The following is a 12380-nucleotide window of genomic DNA, read 5'->3' as shown; positions in this document are numbered from 1 at the left end:
CTGGTCTGAGGGTCCGGGAAACCCGGCGGCGCCGCCTCCCCGTCCCAGGGAGGCGGCGCCGCACGCATGTCCGGCGCGCCTCCGCCGCCCAGGGCCTGTTGCGCAAGCGGCCCTAGCGCACGCCCACCGCCCGGACGATCTCCTGCGTCACCGAGCCGCCCCGGTCGTCCCGGGCCGACGCGCGCAGCGAGACGTACTCCGCCTCCCGCGGCACCCGCAGCGTCCCGCGCCAGGCGGCCCCGCCGCCGTCGCCGGTCAGCCGGACCCGCCGCCAGCTCTTGCCGTCGTCGTACGACACCTCCAGCTCGGCGCCGCCGATCCGCCCGGTCCCCGGCGCCCCCTCGACGTACTCCGCGCCGAGCCCGACCGGCACCTTCCGCCCGCCGCGCACGTCGCCCGCGAGGTCGGTGTCGACGTCGAAGGCGAGGTTGATCAGCGGCAGGAAGGTCCAGCGGTCCTCGGGCGTGGCGGCCGACCGGAAGGTCCACTCGGCGTGGCCCCGTACCGCCCGCTCCCAGCGGCCGGCGTCGAGTGCCGTGTCGGTCACGACCCGGTAGGTGCGCTCGTCGGCGGGCGCGTCCCAGACGTACGCCGAGGAGCCCGCCGCCTCGTCCACCGGCTCGCCGTCCAGGTACACGGCCGTGGTCTGGGACATGCCGCTGTCCTCGCTCCACACGTCACCGAAGCCGGTGTGGTCGGGCCCGGAGTCGCCCCAGCCGGGCGTGTTGAACCGCAGCCGGTTGCCCATCCGCTGCTGCCCCCAGCCGAGCCCGGTGCCCAGCCAGGGGTGCCACACCGGCTTGAACCAGTCGAGGTCCGTGCGCGCACCGCCCCGGTACTCCACCAGCCCGCCACGCTGCTCCAGCGTGCCGTCGGCGGCGGTGACGGACTCGTGCCACAGCTGGCCGGGGCCGGTGGAGACGTATTCGGTGCGCTCGGCCGGGTAGTCGATCCGCTCCCGGAAGCCGATGCCGATCGGGAAGGTGCCGGTGATCGAGTGGCGGAACTCGCCGCCGGTCACCGGCTTCACCGCGTGGTAATCGGTGTCCAGCACGGCGAGGTCGCGCCGGCCCGGCTCGTACGTCAGGTCCCGGTCGGGCACCGCGCCAGGGTGTCCTTCCGACAGGTCGTAGGTGTAGGGGGTGTTGCGGGTGCCGGTCATGTCGACCCGGTCCGCGGCGCGCAGCCGCTCGGCGTCGGCGGCGTTCACCGTGGCGATCTGGAGCGGCCGGTCGCCGGTGTCCGTGCCCCACCAGGCGGTCAGCCGTCCGGGCCGGTCGTCGGTGACGAACAGCGCCTTCGCACCCGCCTCCTGGGCGGCCCGGGCGAGGCCAGCCGGCTCGGTGCCGTCGGCGAGCCGGGCCAGGACCGCCTTGCCGCCGACGCCGGTGAACGGGCCGTCGCCGACGTCGGCCAGCGGCAGCCGGGCGCGGCCCTCGATCAGGGTGCCGCCGGGCTGCACGACCGCCTCGCCGACGCCCCGGACCTCCAGCACCGGCTTGCCGAGCCGCCACACGGTCCGGTACTCGAAGCCGCCCTCGGTGACCTTCTTCGTCGGCGCGGCGAAGACGCTGTCGTACTTCACCGGCACCTGCACCGCGCCGAACAGGTCGGAGCCGTGGGCGCTGCGGCCGTACTCCATGAGCAGTTGCCGGGTCTCGGTGCGCCAGCCCACCTCGGCGCGGATCTCCCGCAGCTCGCGCCCGTCGAGGGTCACCTCCCGGTCCCGGTCGAGGCGGATCTCGGGCGCCGCGAGGAAACCGAGCCCCAGCGAGTCGGCGCCGTGGCTGCCGCGCACGTCGAGGAAGGAGGTCAGGCTGTACGTCCCCGGCTCCAGCCGCAGCCGCAGGGTGCCGGAGCCGCCGACGTGCGCGGGGACGGGGTCGACGCCCTCGGCCAGCTGCTGCACGACGAGGCCGGCGGCGGCCGGCTCGCCCGCGCGGTCCTTGACGTGGACGGTGAGCGTGTACCGCTCCTCCTCCTTGACCAGCCCGAACACGGTGTGCGCGACGGGCGTGCCGCCGGCCGAGGCGACGATGTGCCCGCTGGTGCCGCCCACCGGGGCCCTGGTGCCGTCCCCGGTCACCGTGGTCGACGCGGTGCCGTGCGCGGGCACGGTCAGGGTGGTGTCGGCGAGCGTGGCCACGCCGTCGGGGGCGCCCTCGACGGACAGGCTCAACTCCACGTCCGCGGCGGAGGAGTTGCGGTAGGTGACGGTCCGGGTGACCGGCTGGTCCGCGTCGTACGGCCAGGACAGGAAGCCCAGGTCGGCGCTGCCCGTCGCGGTGATGTCCGCACCGATCGCGTCCGGCACGCTGACCCGGCCCGCGCCGAGGGTGTAGGCGGAGGCGCCGAGCCGCTTCGAGGTGGACATCAGGGCGTCCTTCAGCTGGGCGCCGGTCCAGTCGGGGTGCCGCTCGGCGAGCAGCGCGGCCACCCCGGCGACGTGCGGGGCCGCCATCGACGTACCGCTCATCTCGGCGTAGTCGCCGCTGCCCTCGGTCAGCGAGGAGCGGGCGGCGAGGATGCCGACGCCGGGGGCGGACAGGTCGGGCTTGAGGGCCTGGTCGCCGTGGCGCGGGCCGCCGCTGGTGAACCAGGCGGCCTCGTCGGCGGCGTCGACGGCCCCGACGGTCAGTGCGGCGTCGGCGGCGCCGGGCGAGCCGATGGAGGAGGGGACGCCGGTGTTGCCGGCGGCGACCACGAACAGCGCTCCGGTCTCCCGGGAGAGGGTGTCGACGGCCCGGGCCATCGGGTCGGTGCCGTCGCTGGGTCCGGTGGAGCCGAGGCTCATCGAGACGATGTCGGCGCCCACCTCCCGCGCGGCCCACTCCATGCCGGCGATGATCTGCGACTCGCTGCCCGAGCCCTGGTCGCCGAGCACCTTGCCGACGGCGAGGGCCGCCGCGGGCGCGACGCCCTTCTCCCTGCCGCCGGAGGCGGCGCCGCTGCCGCCGACGGTGGAGGCGACGTGCGTGCCGTGCCCGTTGCGGTCGGCGACCTCCTCGCCCTCGACGAAGCTGCGGCTCTCGGCGATCCGCCCGGCGAGGTCGGGGTGGCCCGCGTCGACGCCGCTGTCCAGCACGGCGACGGTGACGCCCTTGCCGGTCAGTCCCGCCTCCCAGGCCCGGGGGGTGCCTATCTGGGCATTGCTCTCGGCCATCTCGGCACGGACGCGCCCGTCGAGCCACACGCCCTCGATGCCACTGCCCCGGGTGAAATCCCGCCAGAAGCCGCGCCCCTCGTCCGCCTCGACGGCGGCGCCGCGCACGCTGGGCAGCGACCGGGTCCGCTCGGTGCCGCGCGGGGTGACGGCCCGCGCGTCCTTCTCGTACGTCACGATCAGCGGCAGCCCGCCGGTCCGGCCGTCGGCGAGGCCCTGCCGCAGCAACCCGCTCACGTCGAAGAGCCGTTCGTCCAGAGTGCCGGCCCGCAGGTACGGCAGCGCCTCGTCCGGCACGACGGTGATCGAGCCGTTCGCGCGCTGGGTGCGCACGGCACCGGTGGCGCCCCGCGGCCGTTCCACGGTCACCGTCTTCCGGCCGCCCGCCAACTCGGTGACGGTCACCCGGTCACCGGTCACGAGGGTGACGGTGCGGGCGGTGGCCGGGGGGCCGGCGCTGCTGCCCGCCGCTCCCTCCCGCGCCGCCGCCCCTCCGGCCGGCAGCAACGCGATCACCAGCCCGGCCGACAGGAGGGTCGCCCCGCGTCCGACAAGTGAGCCGCTCATGCACACCTCTTCTTCGTCGAGTGCTGCGAAGAGTCTCAAGGTGCTTGTGATCCGGGAGGGTTGGCGGGTCATGGCGGCTTGATGCCCTGGCGGGTTTCCGCCAGACGGCCGGAGGACGGCCGACATGTTCCGGTACGGCGCCAAGCCCCTTCCGTCACAATGGTGTTCGCGATCGGAACCAGGAAGACGGGGGAGTGAACGGCGCCATGGACCGGCTGGTGGAGTTCAAGACGGAGGACGGCGCCCAGGTGGTGGTGGAGGCCGTCGACGACGAGTCCGGCGCCCGGCTGGTCTCGCGCGGCGACGGACCGGCGCAGGCGGCACGCACCTTCGAGGGCGCGCTGGACGGGGTGCGGGCGGCGGCCGAGTCCGCGCTGCGGGTCTTCCGGGACGGCACGCTGCGGCCGGACAACGTGGAGCTGGAGTTCGGGGTCAGGCTGAGCGCGGAGGCCGGGGCGATCATCGCCAAGGGCACGGCCGAGGGACACCTGGTGGTGAAGCTGACCTGGTCGCCCGGTGGCGCGCCGGCCTCTCCGGCGGACGGGGAGGCGGCCCGCCGGTCATGAGCGGCACTGCGTGGCATGCCCGGATCGAGTGCGGCAGGGAGGTCGGCGCCGGCTTCCTGGTCTCCGCGCGCCAGGTGCTCACCTGCGCCCACGTCGTGCGCTTCAGCGACCGGGCGGAGATCGCCGTGAGCTTCCCGGGCCGCGCCGACCTGGGCGCCCTGACCGCCACCGTCACCGTCCACGGCGGCTGGCGGGGCGGCCCGAACGACCGCGGTGACCTCGCCGTCCTCGAACTGGACCGCGATGTGCCGCTCACCCCGGCCGCCTTCGCCCCGCCGGGCGCGGAGCAGGGCGCCGAACTGGTGGCCTACGGTTTCCCCGAGGGCTACGACGAGGGCATGCTCGCCTCCTACCGGGCGCAGCCCGGCCCGCTCATCGCCGACGAGCGGGTGCAGCTGGAGGCCCTCACCGCGCACGGGCAGCCGCTGGCCGCCGGGTTCAGCGGCGCGGCGATGATGCTGCCGGACGGCGCGGTGGTCGGCATGGTCCTGACGGTCGCGGGTGCCAGGGACGTGCGGGTCGGCTGGATGCTGCCGGTCCAGGTGATGGCGCGCTACTGGCGCGGGCTCGCCGAGCTGGTCCCCACCCCCGGTCACCGCGCGGACGCCCTCGGACGGCTGTACGCGCTGGTCCGCCGGGCCGAGGAGACGGGCCTGAGCTGCGATCCGCAGCGGCTGTACGCCTCGGCCATGGACGACTTCGCCCCGCCGCCGCCCGAGGAGGGGTTCGCCTCGCTGTGGGCCGCCGCCGCGTACGTGCAGTTCGAGGTCCCGGACCCAGGGGCCGTGGTGCGGTTCGCCGACCGGCTCCAGGAGCTGCTGGACGCCCCGCCGCAGCGCCCGGCGACGTGGTCGCCGATCGTCGTCGAGATCGACCACAGCGGCGCCGGCGCCGACCAGGTCACCGTCGAGGTGTCCGCCTACCGGGACGGGCAGCGCCGTCCGGTCGGCGCCCGCCGGCTGCCGCGCAGCGCGGTGCGGTCGTATGTGCAGCAGCGCGTCGACGAGGCGTGCTCGCAACTCGACCCGGGCGCCGAGGAGTTGCTGGCGTTCGTCCTGCCGCGCGAGCTGCTGAACGTCGGGGTGGCGCACTGGGAGTGCGGCCCGGAGGACCGGACTCCGCTCGGCTGCGCCTACCCGCTGGTGGTGACCGACCGGTCCCGGCACCGCGGCGGCCGGCTGCGCCACCAGCTGCGCAAGAAGTGGCGCAAGCTGGACGCCAGCCCCGGCGCGGCGCTGCACCGCGTCGACTGCGGCAGCCGGGAGCATCCCGCGGGGCTGCGCATGCGGCTGCGCGACGACGCCGAGCTGACCGGGTACGCCGCCTCGCCCGAGGGGGCGCGGGAGCACTTCGAGATCGGCCTCACCGTGCCCGTCCCGATCCTGCTGTGGCCACGGGACGGCTGCCCCGGCGGCGGCCACGACGGCCCGTGCCGGGGCACCGCGTTCCTCGACGAGCTGGCCGTGTCCGTGGCGGGCGTCCCGCCGTCCGAACTCCCCCGCCTGGTGATGGACCTCCGGATGGCGGCGGAGGCGGCCGACGTCCCCGAGGAGCACTGGGCACGCGACGTCCAGCTGCTGTGGGACGACCCCCGCTGCTTCCCCGAGCCCGCCGCCAGCCTCCGTTCGCCCGTCGACTGAAACCGTCCGCAGCCCGAGCCGCCCGCACCCGAAGCCGCCCGCACCCGAACCGCCCGCGCCCGAGCCGTCCGCACCGAAGCCGCCCGCACCCGAACCGCCCGCGCCCGAGCCGTCCGTACCGAAGCCGTCCGCCCGCGTGGGCGGCGCGCGACCCGCGCGAGAACGACCCCCGGAGAGAAGAACCATGCCCTTGTGGCCCGTCTACACCGGCGCGATGGAACCGCACGACGGCATCACCGAACTGCCGCCGCCCCCGCCCTGGCGGGCCTTCGACGGCCGGCCCGTGCTCGACCCGCCGGACGAGAGCGACGACGAGGCCGCCGTCTCCCCCGACCGCGCGCACCGCGCCGCGACCTACCGGGCCACCGAGCAGACGGTGCAGCTCGTCAACGCCGCCCTCTACCTGCGCCGTCCGCTGCTGGTCACCGGCCCGCCCGGCACCGGCAAGTCGACCCTGGCCTACGCGGTCGCCCGGGAACTGCGCCTCGGGCCGGTCCTCAGGTGGAACATCACCAGCCGCAGCACCCTCCACGACGGCCTCTACCAGTACGACCCGCTGTCCCGGCTGTACGCGGCGCGCCAGGGCGAGCCCGGTGCGACGGGCATCGAGAACCATCTGCGCCTCGGCCCGCTCGGCACCGCCCTCCTCCCCTACGCCCGCCCGCGCGCCCTGCTCATCGACGAGATCGACAAGAGCGACCTCGACCTGCCGAACGACCTGCTCAACGTCCTGGAGGAGGGCCAGTACGAGATCCCGGAGCTGGTCCGGGCCTCCCGGGACACGCCGGACGGCCGGGCCGAGGTGATGATCGACGGCACCGACCGCCGGGTGCCGGTCGAGCGCGGCCGGGTTCGCTGCCGCGCCTTCCCGTTCGTCGTCCTCACCAGCAACGGCGAGCGCGAGTTCCCGCCCGCCTTCCTGCGCCGCTGCGTCACCCTGCGGCTGCGGCAGCCCGACGACCGGCAGCTCGCCGGAATCGTCCGCGCGCACCTGGGCGAGCCCGACACCTACGCCGAGCAGCTGATCACCCGCTTCCTGTCCCGGGTCGACAGTGGCGAACTGGCCACCGACCAGCTGCTGAACGCCATCTACCTGGCCCGCGCCTCCGGTCTCGGCGCCGACTCCCTGGACGAGCTGGCCGAGCAGTTGATGCCGTACCTGGGCCGGTCCCCGCAGTCCGATGCCTTCTGACCTCCCGGGGCCACCGGAGCCGCTGTCCCGCCTGGCCGAGGTACTGGCCCGGGCGGCCTCCGGCGTGCGCCCGACCCCGCGGGAACTGGCCGAACTGCTGTGGCTGGCCGGGCACATGGGTCCCGTCGGCGGCGACGTCACGGCCCCGCCGTCACCCGCCGAGCCACCGCCCGGGACCACCACCGACGCCTCCGGCGCCCCCGGCGCCCCCGCGCCGCCGCCCGCTCGGCCGTCGCCCGACCGGTGCCCCCGGCACGAGGAGCCGCCTCCCGGCCCCGAGTCCCCCCGCGCCCCGCTGCGCCTGCCGCCCACGCCCTCCGCCCCCGGCCCCGCCCCGGACGGGGCGACGGCCGAGCCCCACGCCGCCCTGCTGGCCCCCGCACCGCCGATGCTGCGTCACCCGCTGGCGCTGCAGCGCGCCCTGCGCCCGCTGCAGCGCCGTACCGACGCCCCCGCCGGGCAGGAGGTGGACGAGGCGGCGACCGCCGACCGCCTCGCCCGGCTCGGCACGGACCCGCAAGGGTGGCTGCCGGTCATGCGCCCGGTGCGCGAGCGCTGGCTGCGGCTGAACCTGCTGTACGACACCGGTCCCACGATGCCCGTCTGGCGCCCGCTGGTCCGCGAACTGCATACGGCGCTCGCCCAGTCCGGCGTCTTCCGCACCGTCACCCTGCACCGCGCGGAACCCGACGGCACGGTGGGCGGCGCCGGCCACGCCCCCGCCGACGGCCGCACCGTCACCCTCCTCATCAGCGACTGCATGGGCCCCCAGTGGCGCGCGGGCCCGGCCGGCACCCGCTGGTTCGCCACCCTGCGCCGCTGGGCGCACCGGATGCCCCTGGCCGTGGTCCAGCCGCTGCCGGAGCACCTGTGGCGGGACACGGCACTGCCGCCCGTTCCCGGCCTGCTGTCCGCCCCGCACCGGGCCGCCCCCAGCGCGGCGCTGGCCTTCACCCCGTACGACACCGCCGGCGGCCCCGGGGGCAAGGGCACCGTGACCGTCCCCGTGCTGGAGCCGGGCCCCGAGTGGCTGGCGAACTGGGCCGCGCTGGTCGCCAGTCCGGGCGGCACCGCGTACCCGGGCGCCGCGGCGGCGCTGGACCGGCCGCTGCCCGCCGACGCCGACGACCGGACCGACGTGGCGCGGCTGTCCGCCGGGGAACTGGTCCTGCGGTTCCGGGCGACCGCCTCCCCGGAGGCGTTCCGGCTGGCCGGGCATCTGGCCCTGGGCCGCCCGGACCTGCCGGTGATGCGGCTGGTGCAGGCCGCGGTCGAGCCGCACCCGCGCCCGCAGCACCTGGCCGAGGTGATCCTCAGCGGCATGCTCACCTCCGTGGCCGGACCGCCCGGCTCCTACGCCTTCCGGCCCGGCGTGCCCGAGCTGTTGCTGCGCGGACTGCCCCGCACCGCGCGGGCCCGTACGCACGACCTCCTGCTGCGCACCGGCGGCCTGATCGACGAGCGCGCAGGCCGCTCGCCGGGCGAGTTCCGGGCGCTGACCCCGGCCCCGGACGGCACCGAGACCGGCGCTCGGGGCGAGGCGTTCGCCGCGATCAGTCCGGAGAGCGCGCGGCGGCTGTCCGGCACCGAGCCGGCACCGGTCACGGCACCCGCCCCCGGTCCCGGTTCCGGTCCCGCACCGCACCGGACGCCGTTCCCGGCCGGGCTGGGCGGCCGGTACCGGCTGGTGCAGCGGCTGCGTCCGGCCGGCCGGGTGTGGCTGGCGGAGGACACCGAAGCGGGCCGGACGGTGACGATCCGGCTGCACGAGGCGCTCACCGACCGCGCGGGGCGCGAGGCGTTCCTGCGGGACACGCGGCTCCTCATGGGCCTCGACCACCGCAACGTGGTGGCCGTCCTCGACGCCGGCGTCGAGGACGACATCCCCTACGTCGTGATGGAGCACCTCGACGGCATCGCCCTCAACGTCCTGGCCCGGCCCTACGGCCACCGGCTGCCGGCGCCGCTGACCGTGTCGGTCGGGGCCCAGCTGGCCGGCGCCCTCGCCGCCCTGCACGGAGCCGGGGTCGCGCACGGCGCGCTGGAGACGTCCCGGGTGGTGCTGCTGCCGGACGGGACGGCCAAGCTCAGCCTCTTCGCACCGGGGAGGTCCGCCCGCCCCGGCGGCCGGTCCGAGGATCTGCGCGCGCTGTGCGAGGTCCTGCTGCGGCTGGCGTCGGGCACCTCGCACCTCACCGTGCCGATCGACTCCCGGCAGCTCACGCATCTGCCCGAAGACCTGCGGGTCCCCTACTCGCACGCCCTCGACCTGCTGATGTCCCGCTCGCCGAGCGCCCGGACCCGGGGCCGGGACCTGCTGACCGACCCCGAGCTGCCGCGGCGGGCCCGCGAGGAGTACGCCCGCCGCTCCTACCGCGCGCTCGGCCCCCTGGCCGTCGAACTCCCGGACGGCTCCCCCGACTTCTCACCGCAGGAACGGGCGCTGCTCGCCATGCTGCTGCTCAAGCACGGCCGCACGGTCACCCACGAGGAGCTGCGGTGGGGCCTGTGGGATCCCGGCGACGAACCGCGTGACCCGCGGGCCGAACTGCGCGGCATGGCGACACGGCTGGCGGCCGCGCTGGGCCCCGGTGTGCTGGCGACGCCGTCCCACGGCTACGCGCTGCACACCAGCGCCGACTACGTGGACGTGGTGCACTGCGAGGAACTGGTGCGGCGCGCCGACGCCAGTGCGCCGACGGGCGCGTACGACGACGCCCGCCGGCACGTCACCGACGCGCTGGGCCTGTGGCGGAGCGGCGACCCCCTCGCGGACCTGCCGGGCCCCGCCGCCCGCACCGCCCGCAACCGCCTGCTGCGGCTACGCCTCGCCCTGCACGGCAGGCGCGCCGAGCTGGACCTGGCGCTGGGCGACGCGGACCGGGCCGCCGCCGATCTGTCCGGTCTGCTGCACGCCCACCCGTTCCGCGAGGACTTCCGCCGCCTGTACCTGATCGCGCTGCGCCGGCAGGGACGCGTGGAGGACGCCCTGGAGGTGTACGAGGAGTACGAGCTGTCCGGCGGCCGCAACCCGGAGCTGCTGGCCCTCGGCCGGGAACTGCGCGAGGAGCATGCCGAACCACCGGACGACCCCGACGCCCCCGACGACCCACGGCCGTACGCCGGGAGCGCCGCGGACAGCGTCGTGGCCGCCCCGGACGAGCTGCCGGAGGGACCGTTCCCGACGGAGGACGAGCTGTGGACGCCGCTGCTGGCGGAACCGGAGGAGGAACCGCGGGAGCACCGACGGGAGGAGCCGGTGGCCGCGGCCGTCCCGGGCCACGACGCGCACGACGACGGGCACGACGACCGGGACGGCGACGAGGACGAGGACGACGCCCCGCCGGACCTGCCGGAGGAGCCCCCGGAGGAGCCCCCGGAGGAGTTCCTGGAGGAGTTCCCGGAGGAGTTCCCGGACGAGTACGAGGCCGACGGTGGCACCGCGTACTGCTACCGCGCCCACTACGCCCTCGCCGACGGCCCCCGCGGCGACCAGGCGCAGGCGGCCCTGCGACGGCTGGTCACGGAGCTGGTCGCGGACAGCGATGTGGGCACCGCCTGCGAGTTGGTCGAGGACGGTGCGGGAGTCCTCGTCCTGTTGTCCCCGGCCCTGCCGGCCACCGGGCTCATGCGGGCCACCGTGAACGGGCTGCCCGCCCGCCTGGCGCAGGTGGGCGGTCTGCGGCTGCGGGTGGAGTTCTGGCTGGCGGAGTCCTGGCCGGACGGGACCTCGGAGCAGGCCTACCGCGCCGACCCGGAGGCGGTCGACGCGGCGCTGGAGGAGTCGGCGGCACAGGCGGTCGTCGCCGTGTCGAGCGCCGTGTACGACGACGAGGACGCCGACGACGAGGACGGCACTCCCCTGTACGCGCCGGGCGTGTTCCTCCCGCTGGACGGCGGCGCGGGCTGGTTCCACACGGTGCGCGGGGCCGGCCACCGCTCCGGCGCCGCGGTGCGCGGGCCCTATCCGATGCCGTCCGGCGGCTGGGTCCCCGGTCCGCGTGACGCTTCCGAGGCCGTCGTGCTGCTCCCGCCGGACGGCGGTCCCGTCGCGGCGGACGCCGCGATCGTGCGCTCGACGCCCGCCGCCGAGCGTGCGCGCTGGCGGTACGCCGAGGTCGACCTGCGGGAACGTCGGCTGGTCCCCGGCGACGGTGCCGGCATCGAGGTGACCTGGCGGGTCGACGATCCGGTACGGGCCGCGGCGCACCCCGGGACCGACCCGCCCCGCGTCCTCGCCCGGGCGCTGGCCGACGCCCGCCGAACGGGCCGGGACCTCGCCACGGCTCTCGCCCGGGTGACCGTGCCCGGGTACGCCATCGGCCGGGTCACCGGCTCCGGCCGCGCGGACCGGAGCGGGCGGAGCCGTGGGCGCACGGCTCAGGACGCGCTGCTGGACGCCCGCTGTGTGCTCTTCGGCTTCGACGACGTCGTCGCGCGGCTGTACCGGCCCGGTGCCGAGCGGGAGGTGCTGCTGGACGTCATGGAACTCCTCGCGGAGGAGCGCGACCCCGGGGACGCGCTGTCCGGGTCCGAGCCGCTGCCCCGGGTCGGTCCGCCGCCCGCCTCGGAGGGCTACGCCGGCACGCTCGATCTCATCCGCGCCTTCGCCGGCCACCGGCTGGCCCCCGACGTGCGCCTGCGGCTCGACCGGCACGAGGAACGGGCGGCGCGCACCGCCCGGCCCACACCTCTGGCCGACCGCCTGATCCGGGCCCTGCGCGCACAGCGGGTGCCCGTCGCCGTGGTGACCGACCGGGCCGAGGCTCCGGTCCGGGCCTTTCTGCGGCGGCGCGACCTGATGGGGTGCCTGCCGGGCGGCGTCCACGGCCGGGACGCCGACCTCACCCGGCTGATGCCCGACCCCGATGTGCTGCGCCGGGCCCTGGACCGGCTGGACGCCGCCGCGGCCGAGTGCGTGCTGCTCGGCTCCTCCGTCGCCGAGCAGTCCGCCGCCCGTGCGCTGGGCATGCCGTTCATCGGCTGCGGGCGCGACGAGGCGGCCCGGCGGCTGCGCGCCACGGACGGCGACGCGCTCCTCGTACCGGACCTGCGTCCGCTGCTCACCGCCGTGGAGAGCCGCTGACACACCATGAAGGGCCGCCGTCATGCCATGAAGTGCCGCCGTCACGCCGTGGACGGCCGCTGAAGAGGCGCCGACAGCGCCGTGGGGAGCCCGCCGCCGGCCGAGACCCCCCATTCAGCGGCCCCCCTCCCGGCCCCCTCCAGCGGGCGCCCGCCCCCCTGCCGCC

5 protein-coding genes are annotated in these 12380 nt (G+C 76.5%); 4 read left to right on the top strand and 1 reads right to left on the bottom strand.

Annotated elements, in window-relative coordinates; translation table 11 throughout:
* Positions 1–112 precede the first annotated feature (112 nt).
* Positions 113–3730 (bottom strand): S8 family serine peptidase, encoded by a 3618-nt coding sequence (locus tag ACLGIH_RS23615; RefSeq protein WP_416527265.1) that lies wholly within the window; start codon positions 3728–3730, stop codon positions 113–115.
* A 206-nt stretch (positions 3731–3936) separates the two neighbouring features.
* Between ACLGIH_RS23615 and ACLGIH_RS23610 the strand changes: the two genes are divergently transcribed.
* The 4 genes from ACLGIH_RS23610 (at position 3937) to ACLGIH_RS23595 (ending at position 12214) form a co-directional block, all read left to right on the top strand.
* A complete protein-coding gene (locus ACLGIH_RS23610) occupies positions 3937–4296 on the top strand; it encodes a CU044_2847 family protein (RefSeq protein WP_416529458.1) in 360 nt (119 codons plus the stop codon).
* Positions 4293–5936 (top strand): VMAP-C domain-containing protein, encoded by a 1644-nt coding sequence (locus ACLGIH_RS23605; protein WP_416527264.1) that lies wholly within the window; start codon positions 4293–4295, stop codon positions 5934–5936. Before ACLGIH_RS23610 ends, ACLGIH_RS23605 begins: the two co-directional genes overlap by 4 nt.
* Before the next feature lie 184 nt (positions 5937–6120).
* Entirely contained in the window at positions 6121–7128 is a 1008-nt protein-coding gene (locus tag ACLGIH_RS23600; protein WP_416527263.1) for an AAA family ATPase, read from the top strand.
* On the top strand, positions 7118–12214 hold the full coding sequence (locus ACLGIH_RS23595; RefSeq protein ID WP_416527262.1) for an SAV_2336 N-terminal domain-related protein: 5097 nt from the start codon (positions 7118–7120) through the stop codon (positions 12212–12214). The genes ACLGIH_RS23600 and ACLGIH_RS23595 overlap by 11 nt, the downstream gene beginning before the upstream one ends.
* The last annotated feature ends 166 nt before the right edge of the window (positions 12215–12380 follow it).

This window comes from Streptomyces hamibioticus (assembly GCF_047946815.1).
Taxonomy (GTDB): domain Bacteria; phylum Actinomycetota; class Actinomycetes; order Streptomycetales; family Streptomycetaceae; genus Streptomyces.
This window is presented reverse-complemented; position numbering and strand designations above follow the sequence as displayed.